This window comes from Microbacterium album, from assembly GCF_014643695.1.
Taxonomy (GTDB): Bacteria; Actinomycetota; Actinomycetes; order Actinomycetales; family Microbacteriaceae; genus Microbacterium; species Microbacterium album.
Genome location: NZ_BMJY01000013.1, coordinates 1 through 17,963 on the forward strand (window position 1 = coordinate 1; position 17,963 = coordinate 17,963).

Below are 17,963 nucleotides of genomic sequence, written 5' to 3' on the forward strand. Positions count from 1 at the left end.
GGCTGCGGTGGGGTTGTGGAGGTCGTCCTCAGCGACGGTGACCACCAGCGTGGGGGCGGCACCGCCGAGCGTGGGCGTCTCGATGGCTTTGGCGGCGGCTTGGATGATCACCGCCAGCACGTCGTGACGCTTCTGCGCGTTCCTCCGCGGGTCATCGACAACCTCGTCCGAGGACCACGCGGTGTTCTCGTCCCGGTCTTCCGGGTCGAAGGTGGGGGTGAACCGGACGGCGGGGTTCAGGTGCGCATCCAGCAGCCGCTGCCGCCCGGCGGCGACCTCGGGGAGGAGGGACCCCCGTAGCGGGACGACCCCGTCCCGAATTACTCCCAGGGTCAGGCCCCGGTTCCGGGCAGCGCGTTCCGCGTCGGGTTCGGGGCCGTCTTGGTCGAGGTAGGTCGCCCAGGTGCGGGCGTGCACCTCGACTTCCGCGAACGTCGGCGGAATCATGCCCGCCTGCTCTTCCAGCACACCGGTCGCGTACGCCACCGTCGTGGCTTCGGCCGCGTCGAACTCGACCGGGTCGGCACGATCCTCCACCCGTGCGAGGGCACTGGTGATCTCGTGCGCCGCGTCCACACCGAGGGCTCCGTCTCGTAGTGCGTGACCGACGTGGGGGAACCGCGCCGGGAGTTCCTCCCCGGTCAACGACACCCGAGGCCGGGTGCGCTTGTCCAACCGGATACGGGCGTTGATCGCCTTCGCCGACACCCGGGTCGTGCGCTCCAGCAGCTCCACCCCGTTGCGACACCCGAACTTCGCCGAGAGGCGGTCCTCGCAGTCGCGGGCAGACCGCGCATCCACCTCGCCGGCCACACGGACTCGGGCGGCGTCGACCATCCGCCCCAACGCCTCCACCGTGCCCACCGCGGCGACCAGATCGGCGTCCGCGAGGGGGCCCCGGTCTGCTCAATCAGGGCAGGCAACGCATCGACCGAAGCGAGAACATCCCGCCCCTCGTCACTGGTCGCGCACCGCTGTTCCATACCCCCAACGGTAGACGGGGCCACCGACATTCGAGGCGCCGGTAAACCGCCGATCCACACCCGAAAACCACACCCGTGGACAACTCGCCCCGGGCGCGTGTTGGGGACGAGGAGTGCGCGGCCGTGCGTGCCGACCTCGGTTTCGACTCCGCCGCTACGCGGCTCCGCTCAACCCGTTTCGACTCCGCGGCTCCGCCGCTCCGCTCAACGACCGGAACCTGAGCACCACCCCACCCCGTTCCTTGTTGAGCGCGCAACCGAGACCCCGAACCGGTCGTTGAGCGGAGCGAAGCGAAGTCGAAACGGGCTGAGCGAGCGCAGCGAGTCGAAGCCGAGCCCGACCCGCCCCACCTCAATCCGGTGCGAGCGCGCCAGCGCGAGCGTGCGGGCGCGAGTGCGCCCGCCAACCAGGCGCGAAGCGCCGGCGCGCTGAAGCGAAGCGCAAGCGCCTCCCTCGCGGAGCGGCCCCTCGGGGCCCGACGAGCGGGAGGAAAAAAGAAGAGCGTGGGAGGAAAGAGAAGAGCAGAAGAACAGAACAAGACGTCCCGGTAGCGGGATCTCGCCGGACGAGCAATCCCTTCCAGTGGCGCGCCGCGGGGTGGATCGTGGGAGAGACCACGACGGGAGGAGCGGATATGACCGAGGACATCGCCGGGCGCTCACAGGGGGAGCAGGACGAGAAGGACGCGGATCGGTTGGCCGAGGCCCACGGCGAGACCGACTTCGCCGGGTTCCCGGAAGCCGGGGACGGCGACGCGGGGGACCGGTCGGCGGTCGAGGACGCCGCGCTGGAGGCCGGGGGGATGCCGGAGGAGCAGAGCGTCGATCCCTCGCGGGAGCAACCGCGCTGAGCACCTGAACGCAGCGAAACGCCCTCCCGGCGGAGGGCGTTTCGGGGTGTCAGGCTGGAGGAGTCTTACTTGAACGCGTCCTTGACGTTCTCGCCGGCGTTCTTGAGGTTCGCCTTCGTCTGATCGGTCTGGCCCTCGGCCTCCAGGCGCTCGTTGTCGGTGCCCTTGCCGGTGGCCTCCTTCGCCTTGCCGGCGACGTCCTGGGCGGCGTTCTTGATCTTGTCGTCAAGTCCCATGATGGTTCCCTCCGTCAGATCCGGGCGCTTCCCGGAATTGCCGTCCACATTAGGCGGGGCTCGGCGGGACATCGAGGGGGTCGCGCGCGACGGGATCTTGCGCTAGCCCTACCCCACGGCGCAACGAATCGCGGCGTCGTCGTCACACGGGCTTTCGGCTCCCGGAAGACGCGATAGTCGCCGCCGGGTCGCGCCGTGATACTGACCGAGGCGGCAACGGGGCCGTTCGGCGACCAGGAGGTGGCGCATGACCGAGCGCAGGATGACCCTCACGATGTTCATGGCGGCGTTCGGATACGCCAACGACGCCTGGCGGCACCCGCGCAGCCGCACCGCCGACATCGGCTCCCTGGCACACGCGCGCGACATGGCGCAGGCTGCCGAGCGTGCCGGTCTCGACGCGATCTTCTTCGCCGACAGCAACGACGCGTCGGGACTGCGCCGTCACGGCTATCGCGGCGTCTCGGTCAACGAGCCGGTCTCGACGATCGGCGCGCTTATCGGCTTCACCGAGAGGATCGGGATGATCGGCACCGCGTCGACGACCTGGTCCGAGCCGTTCACGGTCGCGCGCCAGTTCGGCAACCTCGACCAGCTCTCTGGTGGCCGCGCCGGATGGAACATCGTCACGTCCGTGAGCGGAAACCAGAACTTCGGTCGCGACGAGATGCCCGACCCCGCCGCTCGATACGACCGAGCGATGGAGTTCGTGGACGTCGTGATCAAGCTCTGGGAGAGCTGGGATCGCGACGCGATCGTGAACGACAAGGAGAACGGCAACTGGGTCGACAACGAGCGAGTGCACGACATCGATCACGTCGGCGTGCACTTCCGCGTCAAGGGCCCGACGAACATCCCTCGCTCGCCCCAGGACCGGCCGGTGCTCGTCCAAGCCGGGCAGTCCCCGGCCGGCATCGAGCTCGGATCCACCTACGGCGACCTCATCTACGCCGTTCAGCCCGAGAAGGCCGGCGCGGTGGCCTGGTACGCCGACTACAAGCAGCGGGTGGCGGAGAAGGGTCGCGACCCGGAGAAGGTGAAGATCCTTCCCGGCATCATCCCGATCGTGGGACGCACGCAGGCGGAGGCCGAGGAGCTCGCCGCCGAGCTGGACGCGTGCGTCACCGAGACGACCGGGCGTGCGCTCGTCTCGGGGCTGCTGGACGTCGACCTGAGCGACATCGAGCTCAACGAGAGAATCCCGCAGGAGCGCCTGGTCGACAACCCCCGCCGCATGGAGCGATGGCGCCTGTTCCGCGACATGGCGCAAGAGCTCACGTTGCGACAGCTGATGATCAGGATGTCGCGCTCGACCGGCCACCAGTCGCTCGTCGGCACGCCCGCGTCGATCGCCGAGCGCATGATCGACTGGTTCGACGCGCGTGCGTGCGACGGCTTCAACTTCGATCCGCCCAACGTGACCGAGGGCATGGGGAACATGCTCGAGCTGCTCGTGCCAGAGCTCCAGGAGCGCGGCTACTTCCCGGCCGAGCACCACGGCGACACCTTCCGAGAGCGGGCCGGCCTGACGCTGTTCACTCCCCGCGAGGCGGACGCCCGGCCGGCTGTCCTCGCCTGAGGGGCACCCTGCACCTACTCGTCGTCGATCACCAGCACCGCCCGCCACCGGTCGTCCCGCATCCACCACGCCCGGGCGGCCTCCTCCGCTTCCTCGCGCGTCGGGAAGGACTCCATCCGCGGGGCGCCGGTCGTGCCCCCGCCGTGCCGCGCCCGTCGGGGATCCGCGTCGGTCCACGACGGCGCGGCCGGCACGAACACGAGCCACGCCTCAGCGTTCGCCGGCTCTGGGTCCCTCACCACGAGCACCAGCGCGCGGCCTGATTCCAGCATGTGGGTGTGGACGCCGCTCCACGCGGCGCTCAGCCACGCGTCGCGGCCCTCCCGTTCAGCTTCGCGGAGCACTCGCGCTGTGCTCTCGGCCGCCGACGGTCCCGGCGGCGTCGCCCGGGGCGTCCCGGCACCGACCGGAGGCGTGCCGTGGTCGCCCGTGCTGGAGCCGGCCCGACCCTGCGCATGCGCCGCGGCCGCGTCGTCGATCCAGGGGTTTGCGTGCGGATGGGGCATCGGAGTGCACGCATGTCGTATCCGGCCGACGCCGCGTCGGGCGGCGGAGCGGGCCACGCGGGCGCTCGGTCCGCCCGGAGCAGGTTCGGGCGCGAGTGACCCCTCGGGGCGATGCGCGCAAGTCCCTGTCCCGGGAGGCGCCTCTTCCGTAGGGTGACGACCGACGGCACCACCTCGGCGGGCGGGCGCCACCGGGGAGAACGGGAGGATCATGACCGAACGATTCCGCAACTGGTCGGGCAGCCTCGAGTTCGAGTACGCGCGGCGCGAACGTCCCCGTAGCGAGGAAGAGATCCAAGAGATCGTGCGCGCGGCGCGCGAGGAGGGCCGGACCGTACGGCCAGTCGGGTCCGGGCACTCTTCGACGCCGCTGGTGGAGACGGACGGCGTGCTGGTCGATTTCGAGCATCTCCACGGCCTGACAGCACACGACGAGGACGCGCTCACCGCCACGCTCCTGCCGGGCACCACGCTCGAGAACTCGGGTGAGCTGCTCGCCGACGTGGGCCTGGGGATGGAGAACCTGGGCGATGTCGACTACCAGACGATCGCCGGCGCGATCGGCACCGGAACCCACGGCACCGGCCTTGAGCTCGGCAACGTCTCGTCCAACGTGATCGGCGGCTGGCTCGTCACGGGGACGGGAGAGGTGCGGGCGTTCGGCGTCGACGCCGGGACCGACGGACACGACGACCTCACCCGCGCCGCGCGCGTCTCGCTCGGCGCGCTCGGCATGTTCAGCGCGCTGACCCTGCGCGTGCTGCCGTACTACCGTCTGCATCGACGCAACTTCATGACGCACGTCGACTGGACGCTCGACCACTTCGACGAACTGGTGTCGAGCAGCCGCCACTTCGACTTCTACTGGTACCCGCGCCGCGACGAGACGCAGGTGCGTCTCATGGACCGGCCCGACGAGGACCAGCAGATCGACGCCCCCGTCGACGAGTACAAGCGCGAGGACATCGGCCCCAGTCACCACGTGATCACGAACGACCGTGACCTGCGCTTCGAGGAGATGGAATACATGTTCCCGCTCGAGCGGGGCATGGAGGTGTTCCGCGCCGTCAGAGAGCGCGTCAAGGAGCGCCACCGCCAGCACGTCGGCTGGCGGGTGCTCGTCCGCGTCATCGCGGAGGACGACGGGCTCCTCAGCAACTGCAACGGCGGACCCACCATGACGATCGCGCTGCTCCAGAACAACGTGCTCGACTACCACGACTACTTCGACGACCTGGAGCCGCTGTTCCTGGACTTCGGGGGGCGTCCCCACTGGGGCAAGAAGCACTCGCAGACTGCGGAGCAGTTGCGCGGCATGTACCCGGAGTGGGATCGGTTCCAGCAGATCCGGCGGGAGCTGGATCCGGACGGGGTGTATCTGAACGCGCACCTGCGCGAGCTCTTGGGAGAGGGGACGACATGACCGCGCTCGGCACGACGACCTGGGTCTTCTCGGCAGGAAACGTCCCACCGCAGTCGACGGGCGCCGAGCCCGAGTTCACCAGCCGCGACGAGCTGTGTCTGCTCAACACGGGGGACGCGGACACGCACGTCGAGCTGTGGGTGTACTTCGAAGATCGGGATCCTTCGGGACCTTTTCCGATCACGGTCGGGGCGCGCCGCGTGTGCCATCGCCGCATTAACGACCTGATCGATCCGCATGCGATCCCCCTGGGGGTGCCCTATGGGCTGGTCGTCCAGAGCGACGCGCCCATCGTGGCTCAGCTCACGAGGCTCGACACCCGCAAGGCCGAGCTCGCCACGAGCACGACCCTCGGCTTCGCCGGATCGACCTGACCGGGACGTTCGACGAGTGCGCCGGCTGAAGGAGGGCATCCGGGAAGCGGCGGGACGCTTGCGACGGCACGGGGCATCCGTGCTCCTGGCCGCGCTTGCGGCGGCCGTCGCCTTCGCGCTGGCCGGTGCGCTGTTCGGACCCGAGAACGCGTTCTTCGCTCCGATTGCCGCGGTGCTGAGCGTGGGGCTGGGCGGCGGGCGCCGCATGCTGCGGACGATCGAGATCAGCGGCGGGGTGCTCGTCGGGGTGCTCGTCGGAGAACTCGTCTCGCTGCTGCCGCTGCCCACACCGGTCGCTCTCGCCATCGCGGTCGCACTGGGGATGGGCACGGCGGTGTCCGTGCGAGCGAGCCCGCTGCTCAGCAACCAGGCGGCCGTCGCGGCGGTCGTGACCATGGTCCTGACTCCCGTGACGCAGGCGGCGCCGTTCCTGCGGCTCGGCGACGCCGTGCTCGGCGGCATGGTCGCGCTCGCGATCGCGGTGCCCGCGACCCTCCGTCCCGAGCGGGCGCTGCGCGTGGGCGTCCGCGCCGTCACCGATCGCGAAGCCGCGGTGGTCGACCGGCTCGCTGCCGCCCTGCGCGGCGAGCGCGTGGACGTCGACGCGGCGGTGCGCGACGTGACGGCGGCGACGACGGCCGCCGAATCGCTGGACGACGCGATCCGCGCGGCGCGGGAGAGCGTCCGGCTGGGACGGCGGGCCCGGGAGCTCCGCCGGGGAACGGCCCGGGCGGCACGCATGCGCGCCGAGTGGCAGGACCTCGCGGCGTCGATCGCCGCGCTGGCGAGGGCGACCCGTGCCCTTCTGCGCGAGCATCGCGAGGGACGATCCGCAGCGGCGCATGTGGCGCAACTCGCCGAGGCCGTGCGCGCTGTCACGGGCTGGGCGGTCGGGCCCGAGCCGATCCCCGAGACCGACGCGCTCAGACACGAGCTGCGTGAGCTGGCCCGTTCGTTGACCGTCGACCTCGGCGGTCAGCTCGCGGCGCGCGAGCGCGTGCTGCTCAGCGTCGCCCGCACCGCGGTCGTCGACCTCCTGCGGATGACGGGCATGTCCCACCGGGACGCCGTCGAGGCCGCGACATCGGTCCCGCCGGCTTAGCGGGCGGGAATCACGCGAGCAACCCCCTCCACGCCCCGGGGCGCGCGCACCAGAGTGGGAGATGCCCACACGATCAGGAGGAGCCACACCATGAGCGAAGCGGACACGGACCGCCCCGACGACAAGACGCTGCGCGACGCCGAGGAGGCGAACCGCATCGCGACCGAGCACGGCGTGGCCGACCCCGGTGGATTCCCGACGGCGCAGGGTGCGACCTGGGATGGAGAGACGCCAGTCGACCGCCCCGCCGCGGATCAGACGGCCGCGGTCGGTCCCGAGAAGCTGCCGATCGAGGACATCGCCGACGACCCCTTCGAGGAGACCGGTCCTCCTCAGTGACGCCCCTCCCGCTCGCGGGCGGATAGCATCGCCCGCGAGCGGGGGAGGATCGGATGACCACGAGCGGCGGCTCACGCGGCGAAGCGCGGCAGGACGGGCGCGTGCTCGGGATCGCGATCCTGGCGTCGTTCGTCGCCTTCCTCGACTCGAGCATCGTCAACGTCGCCCTGCCCGCGATCCGCGACGAGCTGGGCGGCGGGCTGGCGGGCCAGCAGTGGGTCGTCAACGCGTATCTGGTCACGCTCGGCGCCCTGATCCTCGTGGCGGGCTCGATGAGCGACCAGTTCGGGAGGCTGCGTACGCTGCGCCTGGGCTTGGCGGGCTTTCTCGTCACCTCGCTGGCCGTCGCCGCGGCGCCGACGCTCGAGCTGCTCATCGCCGCGCGCGCGGTGCAGGGCGTGGCGGGCGCGCTCCTCGTCCCCAGCTCGCTGGCCCTGATCACCTCCCACTTCGACGAGCAGGGGCGGGGCCGGGCCATCGGCGCGTGGACCGCCGCCACCAGCGCGGCGATGCTGGTCGCGCCCCTGCTCGGCGGTCTCTTCATCGATCTCGCCTCGTGGCGCTGGGCCTTCGCGATCAACGTCCTCCCGATCGCGGCGGCGTTCCTGCTGCTCGCGGGACTGCGTGCGCGGGACGTCCGGCGTGCCGACGCGCGAGTGGATCTCGTCGCCTCCGCGTGCTGTGCGCTCGGCCTGGGAGGGATCGTCTTCGCTCTGATCGAGGGCCCGGAGCGCGGATGGGCGGACCCGTTGGTCGCAGCAGTCGGATGCGCGGGGGCGGTGCTGTTCGCGGTCTTCGTCTGGGGACAGCGCCGCCCCCGCGCGTCGCTGATGCCGCTCGTCCTCTTCCGCGCGGGCAACTTCCGCGCCGGGAATCTGGCGACGCTGTTCGTGTACGCGGCGCTCGCGCTGAACGGCTTCGCGGTCGTCGTCTACCTGCAGCAGGGTGCCGGCCTCGGTGCGACCCTGGCAGGGCTCGCGACGTTGCCGATGACGGTGGTCATGATGCTGGGCAGCGCGCGCGTCGGCGCCTGGGCGGGACGACGCGGTCCCCGGCTGTTCATGGCGCTCGGCCCCGCGATCATGGCGGTCGGCGCCACGCTCCTGCTGACCGTCTCGGCAGCGTTCGACTACTGGCTGCAGGTCCTGCCCGGCGTCCTCCTCATGGGTGTCGGCCTGACGCTGACCGTCAGCCCCCTCACGAGCGCCGTGCTCGGCGCCGTGGACCCCGAGCGATCCGGCGTCGCGTCGGCCGTGAACAACGCGGTGGCCCGCGTCGCGGGGCTGCTCGCGATCGCCGTGCTCGCCCTCATCGCGGGCGGCGACCTTGACCTCGAGGGCTTCCACCGCACGGCGATCGCTACAGCGGTGCTGTTCGCGGCGGGTTCCACGGTGTCGTGGATCGGGATCCGGAACACTGCGCGCACGAGCCGGGGCACTACGAATCGCCCGCCCGCCCGCTGAACCGGTCTGTGGACGCCTCAGCCCCGGTGCTCCTCCGCCGACGCTCCGCGCCGGACCCGAGCACGGGCGCGGTCCGCGCGTTCGGCCGCCTGGAACCACCGGGCGATGACGAAGACCAGGACGCCCACCATGGCGAACTCGCCGAGCGCCCACGCGATCGCACCGCCGAGACGCTGGTCGTCGAGCCGGGAGACCTGCCACTCCGGCCGGATCGCGTCGAACCAGTCGGCGCCGATCACGTTCGTCCCGAACACGAGGACGACGGCGAACAGCGTGTGCCCGAGGACACCGACGACGATCAGCGGGATCCGCGCGGGACCGGCGGGGCGGTGCGGATCGGGATCCACGCCGAGGACCATCCAGAAGAAGAGGAAGCCTGACGCGAGGAAGTGCAGCAGCATGACGGCGTGCCCCCACGGGTGGGACATGAGCGCCGGGAACAGCGGTGTGAAGTACAGCAGGTACAGGCTGCCCACGAAGACGGCGGCGACGACCGCGGGATGTGCCAAGACGCGCGAAGGACGAGCGCGAAGCATGCGCAGCAGCCGCTGCCGGCCGTCCATCGGGAGCGCGCGGAGAGCGAGCGTGATGGGCGCGCCGAGCACAAGGAGCACGGGCACGATCATGTTGAGCGTCATGTGCTGGAGCATGTGCATGCTGAACAGCACGTTCGCGTAGGCGCCGACGCCGGTGCAGGTCACCGCCAGCAGCAGCGCGACGCCGCCGAGGAAGCTGACGACGCGACCCGCCGGCCAGGCGTCGCCGCGGCGGCGCAGGGCCCGCACGCCGCGGATGTACGGCACGGCGAGCGCGGCGGCGACGGCGAGGCCCACGCCGCTGGGCGCGAGCGTGCCGAGCATCGTCAGCGCGGTGGGCGGGTCCGACAGGGGATCTGCGGTGAGGGGCACGGCCTCGGGCGGCGCGGGCGCCGTCTGCGACAGGGCGACCGCGAGCGCGAATGTCGCGGCCATCACCGCGGTCTCGACCAGCGCCGTGACCCACGCCCCCGATCGTCCGGTCCAGCGGGACGGCGCGTCGGCGTCGCTCCCGCGGGCGGCGATCGCCCGCCGTGCCGCGCGCGCGACGGCGACCAGCACCGCGAACGCGAACGTCTTCAGCACGAGGAGTACGCCGTATCCCGAGCCGAAAAGGCGTGTGGGATCGACCGCCATCAGCGCGAGCACGAGCCCGCTGGCCCCCACGGTGATCGCGCAGCCGGTGGCGAGACGCCCGAACCGAGCGAGGATCCCGCCGGGCCTGGTCGCTCCCGGAACCGTCGTCAGGATCCCGAGGAGCCCTCCGGCCCAGGCGGTCGCCGCGGCGACATGTGCGAAGACGGCCACTGGGCCGAGATCCGAGTGACCGTGCGACGCGAAGTGGCCCCCGCCCGCGACGGCTGCGAGCGCGGCGGTCGCCGCGGCCAATCCCAGAGCGGGACCGGCCCTCCCCGGCATCGTGCCCGCGGCCGCCGCCACGAGGGCAGCCGCCGCCTGCACGGCGAGCGCCGCCCCCGCGGCCGTCTCCGTCGCCAGCATCACGGCCGCGGGCACGAGGGCGCTCGGCGACACCGCGGCGGCGAGGGCGAGGAGTTCGGCGAGCGAGAGCACGCACCAGCCGATCCCCAGGATCAGCGCCGCGCGCCGCAGCCGGGCCTGCCGCAGGCCTGGGATGGCGTCGGGCGGCGCGAGCACGGCGGACGTGAGGAGCATCCCGATCGTCCCCGTGGCCACGAGGGTCTTCAGCAGCCGGACAACGGTGCGCAGCTGCGCGACGTCGACCTCGGCCCACGCGGTCGCCAGGGGGAGCGACGACGCGGTCGCGACGACGACGGATACTAGCGCCACGCCCGCGCCGAAGACAGCCCCTGTCGAATACGCGGGGAGGGGTTGAGCATCCTGGCAGGCCTCTCTAGCGTCGTGCGCAAGCGACTGACGTTCACGAAACCACGGAGGTCCGCCATGTCGCAACCGAGCGCCGCAGTGCGCACGACGTTTCCGCGGCGGACGTTCCTTGGGATGACGATCGCGGTCGGCGGCGCGACGGTGCTCGCGGGGTGCAGCGTCGACCATGACCACACCCTGTCGCATCGACACGCCCAGACCCACCACGATGCACTCCGGTTCTTCACCCCGGAGGAAGCGCGCACGGTCGACGCGGTCATCGGGCGGCTGGTGCCGGGGGATGAGAACGATCCGGGCGCCCGCGAGGCGGGAGCGCTGTACTACATCGACGGCAAGCTCGCCGACCACGAGGCGTTCGCCGAGCCGACCTACGCGAAGGGTCCCTTCGCGGAGGGTGTCGAGGCCGGCGAGCAGGCGCCGCCCGGGACGATCCCGGTTGCGGAGGATCAGCTCTACCGGTACGGCTTCCAGGGCGCCGACACCGCACCCCAGGACCTCTATCGGGAATCGCTCGCAGCCCTGGACCGACTCAGCCAGGAGGAGCGCGGGGCGTCCTTCGCGGACCTCGATCCAGCGACGCAGGACGAGATCCTCACGGTGCTCGACGACATCGGCCAGGCACAGGAGGCCGACGAGAGCGGTCAGGAATCGGACAGCGCGACGGGCGGAGGCCCCGAGGGCGGGCTCGAGGAGAGCCGGCTCGCCCAGGCCGCGGAGCGCGCCTTCGGCGACGTGGATCCGGGCGCGTTCTTCGACAGGATCCGCACGGACACGATCGAGGGGATGTTCGCAGACCCGCACTACGGCGGGAATCGGGGCATGGCCGGCTGGGCGCTGATCGGCTATCCCGGGCCGCGGCGCGCGTGGTCTCCGGCGGAGATGGTGACGCCGACGCGGCGCGTGCCGACGCCGTTGGAGAGCCTGCCGCCCATGAACCCCGACCACCTCCACGGCCCTGCGCGCGAGGCGCTCGAGCAGCCGCGGCAGGGGGTGGTCGAGGGATGATCCGCCACGAGGCGGTGGACATCGTCACCATCGGCGGCGGAATGACCGCCGCGGTGATCGCGGCGCTGGTCCTGCCGGACACCGACCTGGAGATGGTCTCCATCGAGCAGGGGCCGGCCCAGTGGACGTATCCGGACTTCCAGCACAACCACGACAGCCTCAAGTTCAACAACCGCTACGCGATGATGCAGGATCTCTCGCGCGTGTCGTGGACGTGGCGGCCGGACGCGAGGGCGCCGGCGCTTCCCATGCGGCAGTACGGCTCGTTCCACCCGGGGCACGGTCTGGGCGGCGCGATGGTGCACTGGACGGCGCTGACCTGGCGGTTCCTGCCGACCGACTTCCGCTACCGATCGCACCACGAGGAGCGGTACGGCGCCGATCGCATTCCCGACGAGATGACGGTTCAGGACTGGCCCGTCGACTACGACGAGCTGGAGCGCCACTACGACGCGTTCGAGTGGGACATCGGCGTCTCCGGGCAGGCAGGCAACCTCGGGGGCCAGATCCTCCCCGGAGGGAACCCCTTCGAGGGGCCGCGGCAGCGGCCGTACCCGAACCCGCCGCTGGCGCCCAGCGCGTTCGGCGAGCTGTTCGACCGCGCCGCGACGGAGCTCGGGCTCCACCCGTTCCCGACGCCGTCCGGCATCCTGTCGCGCGGATGGACCGACCCGTACGGCAACGTTCGCGCGGGCTGCCTGTACTGCGGGTTCTGCACGCGCTACGGCTGCGAGGTCGGCGCCAAGTCGTCACCCATCACGACGTGGCTGCCCCCGGCTCTGGAGACGGGCCGCTACGAGGTCCGCACCGGGTCGGTGGTCCTCGAGATCGGGACGGACGCGGACGGCCTCGCAACGGGCGTGCGATATGTGAACGCCAAGGGCGAGGAGCACTTCCAGCCCGCCGAGGTCGTGATCTCGAGCGCGTACACGCTGGAGAACATCCGCAACCTGCTGCTCGCGCGAAGCGATGCCCACCCCGACGGCATCGGCAACGACCGCGGAATGGTCGGGCGCAACTACACCTATCAGCTGAACCAGACGCCGGTCCGCGGTCTGTGGGAGGGGCGCCGATTCAACTTCTACATGGGGAACGGCTGCACGATCCCGCAGATCCATGACTTCAACGGCGACAACTTCGACCACACCGACCTCGATTTCCTCGGCGGCGGGCGGATGTCGCCGAGCGCGGGCCAGCGCGAGCCCGTGAGCGACGTCCAAACCGCGCTCGAGGGGTTCGTGCCGCGCGGGTGGGGCGCGGAATGGAAGGCTACCCTCGCGTCGAGCTGGGACGGGATCGGGGGCATCTCGATGGAGGCCGAGAGTCCCGCGTACGCCGGGAACTTCTGCGACCTCGACCCTCGGTTCACCGACCACTGGGGGCGCCCGCTGCTGCGGATCACCTTCGACTGGCGCGAGAACGAGCGCAACATGTACCGGTTCCTCACGGCCAGGGCGGAGGAGATCCTGCGGGCGATGGAGCCCGACCGCGTCGCCACCACGCCCGAACTGGCGCCCTACCGATACGACGAGTATCAGAGCACGCACGCCACGGGCGGCGCGATCATGGGCACCGACCCGGGCAACAGTGTGACCAACAGCTACGGCCAGGTGTGGGACACGCCCAATGTCTTCGTCACGGGCGCGGCGCTGTTCCCGCAGAACCCGGGCGCCAACCCGACCGGAACGGTCGGGGCCCTCGCTTACCGCACCGCCGAGGCGATCCGCGACCGCTACTTCCGGGCGCCGAGGGAGCTGCTCGCATGAGGGGCGGGGCGCACCGCAGCCCGGTCGCGGCGGCGGTCATGCTCGCCGGCGTCGCGGCGCTCGGGGGGTGCGCAGGGCCCGATCAACCTCCCACCGCTCTCGTGCAGGTCGTCGACAACGGGATGACGGGCGGCGCGTTCGAACCCGCCGTGCTCGCGGTGGCGCCCGGCACCGAAGTGCGCTGGCGGAACACGGGCGCGCGGGTGCAGACCGTGGTCTCGGCCGACGACCGCGCCGGCGAGTCGGCGATCCCCGGGGGCGCCGACCCGTGGGATTCGGGTCCGCTGCTGCCCGGTGACGTGTTCGCCTATCGCTTCGAGGTGCCCGGCACGTACGTGTACCGCGGGACGGAGGGGGACACCCCGATGATGGGGACGATCCTTGTGGAGGAGCGGTGAGCTCCCGCGCCCGCGGGTTCGCGGCGGCGGGGGCCGTGAGCGCGGCGGCGTTCGTGACGGCCTGCGCGGCGGGAGGCGAGCAGCAGTCCATCCTCGATCCCGCGGGAAGCCACGCCGAGGCGATCCACGGCCTGTGGTCGTGGATGCTCGGCATCGGCGCCGCGGTCTGGGTGATCGTCGTGGTCGCGATGGTCGTCGCGCTCGCGCGGCGCCGCGGGGACGAGGGGGACCCGACGGCCCCCGACGCCCCGCATCGCGAGGCGGGCGTACACGGTCGGCCGGTGCGGATCGTCGCCGTCGCCGGCGCGCTCGTCCCCGCCGTCATCATCGCGGTCGTGCTGGCGATGTCCACGCTGGTCCAGCGGCAGATCGCCGACGCCGACGTCGCCGACAGCCCGATGATCGAGGTCGTGGGGCACCAGTACTGGTGGGAGGTCAACTACCCCGAACGCGGCGTCGTCACCGCGAACGAGATCCACATCCCCGCGGGGGAGCGGGTGCGGCTCGACGTGTCGTCTCAGGACGTGATCCACAGCTTCTGGGTGCCCGAGCTCGGCGGGAAGATCGACATGCTGCCGGGCGCCTCCAACTCCATCTGGCTGGAGGCGTCGGAGCCCGGCGTGTACTGGGGGCAGTGCGCGGAGTACTGCGGCGAGCAGCACGCGCTCATGCGCATCGTCGTGGTCGCGCACGAGCCCGACGAATTCGAGGGGTGGGTCGAGGCCCAGCTGCGGACGCCCCCGTCGATCGTCGAGGGGGAGGAGTCTCCGGGCGACGAGCTCATCGCGCGCGGACGCGAGGTCTTCCTCTCCTCGTCCTGCGTGTACTGCCACGCGGTCGCGGGCAGCGCGGCCCTCGGCGAGGTCGGTCCGGACCTCACCCACCTGGCGAGCCGGCAGACGCTGGCCGCGGGGACGCTCCCGAACGACCGGGCGAACCTGTCCGCGTGGCTGCTCGATCCGCAGGCCATCAAGCCGGGCAACCTCATGCCCGGCACGGAATTCGACGACCCGGCCGATCTCGACGCTCTGCTCGCCTATCTCCAGAGCCTGGAGTGACGCGCATGACCAGCGACGCCACGGGCAGTGCGGAAGCCTCGGGACCCGCCCGCGAGGAGCGGTTCGAGCGCACCTGGGGTAACCCGCGCGGCGTGTGGGGGTTCTTCACCCTCGTGCAGCACAAGCAGGTCGGCATGCGGTACATGGTGACGGCCCTCGTGATGTTCCTTGTGGGCGGGATCCAGGCGCTGTTCATGCGGGCGCAGCTCGCGGCCCCCGAGAACGACCTGCTGTCCGCGCAGGCCTACAACGAGCTGTTCACGATGCACGGCACCACGATGATGTTCCTCTTCGCGGTGCCCTTCCTCGAGGGCCTTGCGACCTACATGCTGCCGCTCATGATCGGAGCGCGCGACCTGCCGTTCCCGCGGTACAACGCCTTCAACTACTGGTGCTACCTGCTCGGGGCGATCATCCTCTACTCGAGCTATCTGTTCGCGCTCGTGCCCGACTCCGGCTGGTTCGCGTACGTGCCCCTGAGCGGGCCCGAGTACGCCGACCGGTCGATGGACTTCTGGCTGTTCGGCCTCACGCTCGCGGAGATCGCCGCGGTGGGCGCGGCGATCGAGATCGCCGTGGGGGTCCTGCGCTGCCGCGCACCGGGCATGGCCCTCAACCGCATGCCGATCTTCGCATGGACGATGCTCGCGGTGGCCTTCCTGATCCTCGTCGCGTTCATCCCGCTGATCGTCGCGTCCGTGCTGCTCGAGCTGGACCGCGTCGTCGGGACCGCGTTCTTCGATACGGCGGCGGGCGGCAGTCCGCTGTTATGGCAGCACCTGTTCTGGATCTTCGGTCATCCCGAGGTCTACGTCATGTTCCTTCCGGGGGCCGCAATCATCAGCCACGTCATCCCGGTGCACGCCCGCCATCCGCTCGTCGGGTATCCGCTCGTCGTCATCGCCGTGTCCGCGACCGCTGTGATGAGCCTCGGACTGTGGGTCCACCACATGTACACGACGGGGTTGCCCTCCCTCACGCTCGGCTTCTTCACGGCGGCGAGCATGTCGATCACGCTGGCGAGCGGCATCCAGATCTTCGCGTGGATCGCCACGCTCTGGCTCGGCAAGCCGCGCATGACCGTGCCCATGCTGTACGCGCTCGGCTTCATCGTCACGTTCGTCGCGGGCGGGATCACGGGGGTCATGGTCGCGTCGGTCGCCCTCGACACCCAGGTCCACGACACCTACTTCGTCGTGGCGCACTTCCACTACGTGATCATCGGCGGCATGGTGTTCCCCGTGCTCGCAGCGCTGCACCACTGGTGGGGCAAGGTGACCGGCCGCACCTATCCCCGGACCCCGGCGGTCGTCGCGTTCTGGCTGATCTTCGTCGGCTTCCACACCACGTTCTTCCCGATGCATCTGGCCGGGCTCTGGGGGATGCCTCGCCGCGTGTACACCTATCCCGAGGAGCTCGGCATCGGTGCGGTGAACCTCACCTCGAGCGTGGGCGCCGCGGTGCTCGCCACCGGCATCGCGGTGCTCGTGACGACCTTCGTGCTCGGCTGGCGCCGCGCCGAGCCGGCGCCGCGCGACCCGTGGGGAGGAGACAGCCTGGAGTGGCTCACGTCCTCGCCGCCGCCCGACTGGAACTGGCGACGCCCGCCCGTGGTGTCGACGCGGCATCCCGCGTGGGACCGCGAGGTGGCGCCCGACGAGAAGCTGGCGGCGGAGGTGCGGGACGCCTTCGACGCGCGCCCCGCGGACTTCCGGGCCACCCCCATGACGACCGTGCTGACCGCCGAGCCGGACGGCGCGATCCTGCTGCCCAACGCCACGATCTGGCCGTTGGTCTCGCCCGTGGGGCTCGCGGTGATCGCCGTGTCCCTGCTGACCGAGTGGTACCCGCTCGCCTTCGTCGGTCTCGCGATCGTGGCGGTGGGCCTGGTCGGATGGGCGTGGCGCAACGAAGGCGAGTACCGGGCCGAGCACGTGCGTCAGCTGGGGCCGGACTTCCCGTTCGAGGGTCGCGGTGCCGCGTCGATCGGATGGTGGGGTGCGGGGGCCGCGGGAGCCGTGTTCGTGATCGGCATGTCGACGCTGGCCTTCTCGGCTCTGTATCTCCAGGTGAACGCGTCGGTCTGGCCGATCGACGGCACGGTCGATCGGCCGCTGACCTTCGGCGCCGTGACCGTCCTGCTCGCCGTCGCCGCGGTCGCGGCCGGGTGGGGCGGACGCCGCGAGCGGGACGGGGCGCCGGACGACGAGCGCGCGGCGGTGCGGCGCGCTCACCTCGCCGCGGGCGGCATCGCCGCCGTGGCGGGGGCGGTCGCTCTGGTGCTCCTGGCCGGCGTGTGGCTCTTCGGCGACCTCGATCCGCAGGCCCACGCCTACGATTCGTCGGTCTGGACGATGCTCGGCGCCGCCGCGCTCACCGTCACGGCCGCGTTCGGGATGAGCGGCGTCGCGATCGTCGCGCGGCTCCGCCACCGCCGTGACACCCGGCCCGCGAGGCAACTGCACCACGCGGCGATGCTGTGGGTCTCCGCGTTGATCTGCTGGCTCCTTGTGTGGGGCACGAGCGACCTGTTCCCGGTACTGGTGATCTGACATGAGCAGCGACCCGCTCCGCGGCCGGGTCCCCGTCATCGGCGGGGAGCGGACGCCCCTTGCTCGAGCGGTGGGAGGCATCGCCTCGTTCACGGTGCCCCCCGTCGCCTGGCTCGGTTCCCTCGGGCTGTCCTATGTGATCGAGGACTTCACGTGTGCGGCGGTCGCGAGCGCGGCGGCGCCGGTTCCGGACGCGGCGCTGCAGGTCCTGCTGCTCGTCCTCAACGCCGTGCTGCTCATCGTGTGCCTGGCCGCGGGAGCGCTCGGAGTGGTGCTCGCTCGGCGCGACGACGAGGAGCGGAACACGATCGCCTTCCTGGGCTGGACCGGCGTCGCCTCGGCGGCGCTCTTCGGGTTCGGCATCGTGCTGATCGGCATCCACCCGCTCCTGCTGGGGATCTGCTCGTGACCTCGCCCCGCAGCTCGA

At 71.3% G+C, this 17,963-nt stretch carries 17 protein-coding genes; 13 read left to right on the forward strand and 4 right to left on the reverse strand.

The window, feature by feature from the left end:
* Positions 1-864 (reverse strand): DUF222 domain-containing protein (locus IEX37_RS12600; RefSeq protein WP_188756633.1); only part of this gene is annotated, 864 nt, incomplete at its 3' end.
* Between the two features lie 754 nt (positions 865-1,618).
* On the opposite strand from IEX37_RS12600, the gene IEX37_RS12605 reads away from it, so the two are divergent.
* Positions 1,619-1,834, forward strand: a complete 216-nt coding sequence (locus IEX37_RS12605; RefSeq protein ID WP_188756634.1) for a hypothetical protein — start codon at positions 1,619-1,621, stop codon at positions 1,832-1,834.
* A gap of 65 nt (positions 1,835-1,899) precedes the next feature.
* Here IEX37_RS12605 and IEX37_RS12610 read toward each other — a convergent pair whose 3' ends face one another.
* Positions 1,900-2,070, reverse strand: coding sequence for a CsbD family protein (locus IEX37_RS12610; protein WP_188756635.1), 171 nt, complete (start codon positions 2,068-2,070; stop codon positions 1,900-1,902).
* A 247-nt stretch (positions 2,071-2,317) separates the two neighbouring features.
* On the opposite strand from IEX37_RS12610, the gene IEX37_RS12615 reads away from it, so the two are divergent.
* Positions 2,318-3,649 (forward strand): NtaA/DmoA family FMN-dependent monooxygenase, encoded by a 1,332-nt coding sequence (locus IEX37_RS12615; RefSeq protein ID WP_188756636.1) that lies wholly within the window; start codon positions 2,318-2,320, stop codon positions 3,647-3,649.
* Positions 3,650-3,663: 14 nt separating this feature from the next.
* Here IEX37_RS12615 and IEX37_RS12620 read toward each other — a convergent pair whose 3' ends face one another.
* Positions 3,664-3,993: a hypothetical protein gene (locus tag IEX37_RS12620; RefSeq protein WP_188756637.1), complete on the reverse strand. Its 330-nt coding sequence runs from the start codon at positions 3,991-3,993 to the stop codon at positions 3,664-3,666.
* Between the two features lie 373 nt (positions 3,994-4,366).
* Between IEX37_RS12620 and IEX37_RS12625 the strand changes: the two genes are divergently transcribed.
* The 5 genes from IEX37_RS12625 (at position 4,367) to IEX37_RS12645 (ending at position 8,856) form a co-directional block, all read left to right on the forward strand.
* Positions 4,367-5,578 (forward strand): D-arabinono-1,4-lactone oxidase, encoded by a 1,212-nt coding sequence (locus tag IEX37_RS12625; RefSeq protein ID WP_188756638.1) that lies wholly within the window; start codon positions 4,367-4,369, stop codon positions 5,576-5,578.
* Positions 5,575-5,952 carry a sensory rhodopsin transducer gene (locus IEX37_RS12630; RefSeq protein WP_188756639.1) on the forward strand — a complete coding sequence of 126 codons (378 nt, stop codon included), beginning with the start codon at positions 5,575-5,577 and terminating at the stop codon, positions 5,950-5,952. The genes IEX37_RS12625 and IEX37_RS12630 overlap by 4 nt, the downstream gene beginning before the upstream one ends.
* A gap of 16 nt (positions 5,953-5,968) precedes the next feature.
* Complete coding sequence (locus tag IEX37_RS12635; RefSeq protein ID WP_188756640.1) at positions 5,969-7,054, forward strand: FUSC family protein; 1,086 nt, start codon at positions 5,969-5,971, stop codon at positions 7,052-7,054.
* 90 nt (positions 7,055-7,144) lie between these two features.
* On the forward strand, positions 7,145-7,393 hold the full coding sequence (locus IEX37_RS12640) for a hypothetical protein (RefSeq protein WP_188756641.1): 249 nt from the start codon (positions 7,145-7,147) through the stop codon (positions 7,391-7,393).
* Between the two features lie 53 nt (positions 7,394-7,446).
* The gene (locus IEX37_RS12645) at positions 7,447-8,856 is read left to right on the forward strand and encodes an MFS transporter (RefSeq protein WP_188756642.1); all 1,410 of its coding nucleotides are present in this window, start codon (positions 7,447-7,449) and stop codon (positions 8,854-8,856) included.
* A 17-nt stretch (positions 8,857-8,873) separates the two neighbouring features.
* Here IEX37_RS12645 and IEX37_RS12650 read toward each other — a convergent pair whose 3' ends face one another.
* Entirely contained in the window at positions 8,874-10,700 is a 1,827-nt protein-coding gene (locus IEX37_RS12650; protein ID WP_188756643.1) for a cytochrome c oxidase assembly protein, read from the reverse strand.
* A 171-nt stretch (positions 10,701-10,871) separates the two neighbouring features.
* Between IEX37_RS12650 and IEX37_RS12655 the strand changes: the two genes are divergently transcribed.
* Genes IEX37_RS12655 through IEX37_RS12680 form a run of 6 tightly spaced genes read left to right on the forward strand, consistent with a single transcriptional unit; the run spans position 10,872 to position 17,945 of the window.
* Positions 10,872-11,762 (forward strand): gluconate 2-dehydrogenase subunit 3 family protein, encoded by an 891-nt coding sequence (locus tag IEX37_RS12655; RefSeq protein WP_188756644.1) that lies wholly within the window; start codon positions 10,872-10,874, stop codon positions 11,760-11,762.
* The gene (locus tag IEX37_RS12660) at positions 11,759-13,528 is read left to right on the forward strand and encodes a GMC family oxidoreductase (RefSeq protein WP_188756645.1); all 1,770 of its coding nucleotides are present in this window, start codon (positions 11,759-11,761) and stop codon (positions 13,526-13,528) included. Before IEX37_RS12655 ends, IEX37_RS12660 begins: the two co-directional genes overlap by 4 nt.
* Positions 13,525-13,926 (forward strand): cupredoxin domain-containing protein, encoded by a 402-nt coding sequence (locus IEX37_RS12665; protein WP_188756646.1) that lies wholly within the window; start codon positions 13,525-13,527, stop codon positions 13,924-13,926. The genes IEX37_RS12660 and IEX37_RS12665 overlap by 4 nt, the downstream gene beginning before the upstream one ends.
* On the forward strand, positions 13,923-14,984 hold the full coding sequence (gene coxB / locus IEX37_RS12670) for a cytochrome c oxidase subunit II (RefSeq protein ID WP_188756647.1): 1,062 nt from the start codon (positions 13,923-13,925) through the stop codon (positions 14,982-14,984). Before IEX37_RS12665 ends, coxB begins: the two co-directional genes overlap by 4 nt.
* Positions 14,985-14,989: 5 nt before the next feature.
* The gene (gene ctaD, locus IEX37_RS12675) at positions 14,990-17,536 is read left to right on the forward strand and encodes a cytochrome c oxidase subunit I (protein ID WP_188756648.1); all 2,547 of its coding nucleotides are present in this window, start codon (positions 14,990-14,992) and stop codon (positions 17,534-17,536) included.
* 1 nt (position 17,537) lies between these two features.
* A complete protein-coding gene (locus IEX37_RS12680; protein WP_188756649.1) occupies positions 17,538-17,945 on the forward strand; it encodes a hypothetical protein in 408 nt (135 codons plus the stop codon).
* Positions 17,946-17,963 lie beyond the last annotated feature (18 nt).

Excerpts from the sequence above, each read along its gene's own strand:
- IEX37_RS12615 (WP_188756636.1), top strand. The coding sequence starts at position 2,318 with ATGACCGAGCGCAGGATGACCCTCACGATGTTCATGGCGGCGTTCGGA.
- IEX37_RS12640 (WP_188756641.1), top strand. The coding sequence starts at position 7,145 with ATGAGCGAAGCGGACACGGACCGCCCCGACGACAAGACGCTGCGCGAC.
- IEX37_RS12645 (WP_188756642.1), top strand. The coding sequence starts at position 7,447 with ATGACCACGAGCGGCGGCTCACGCGGCGAAGCGCGGCAGGACGGGCGC.
- IEX37_RS12665 (WP_188756646.1), top strand. The coding sequence starts at position 13,525 with ATGAGGGGCGGGGCGCACCGCAGCCCGGTCGCGGCGGCGGTCATGCTC.
- ctaD (WP_188756648.1), top strand. The coding sequence starts at position 14,990 with ATGACCAGCGACGCCACGGGCAGTGCGGAAGCCTCGGGACCCGCCCGC.
- IEX37_RS12625 (WP_188756638.1), top strand. The coding sequence starts at position 4,367 with ATGACCGAACGATTCCGCAACTGGTCGGGCAGCCTCGAGTTCGAGTAC.
- IEX37_RS12680 (WP_188756649.1), top strand. The coding sequence starts at position 17,538 with ATGAGCAGCGACCCGCTCCGCGGCCGGGTCCCCGTCATCGGCGGGGAG.
- IEX37_RS12630 (WP_188756639.1), top strand. The coding sequence starts at position 5,575 with ATGACCGCGCTCGGCACGACGACCTGGGTCTTCTCGGCAGGAAACGTC.
- IEX37_RS12610 (WP_188756635.1), bottom strand. The coding sequence starts at position 2,070 with ATGGGACTTGACGACAAGATCAAGAACGCCGCCCAGGACGTCGCCGGC.
- IEX37_RS12605 (WP_188756634.1), top strand. The coding sequence starts at position 1,619 with ATGACCGAGGACATCGCCGGGCGCTCACAGGGGGAGCAGGACGAGAAG.
- IEX37_RS12655 (WP_188756644.1), top strand. The coding sequence starts at position 10,872 with ATGACGATCGCGGTCGGCGGCGCGACGGTGCTCGCGGGGTGCAGCGTC.
- IEX37_RS12660 (WP_188756645.1), top strand. The coding sequence starts at position 11,759 with ATGATCCGCCACGAGGCGGTGGACATCGTCACCATCGGCGGCGGAATG.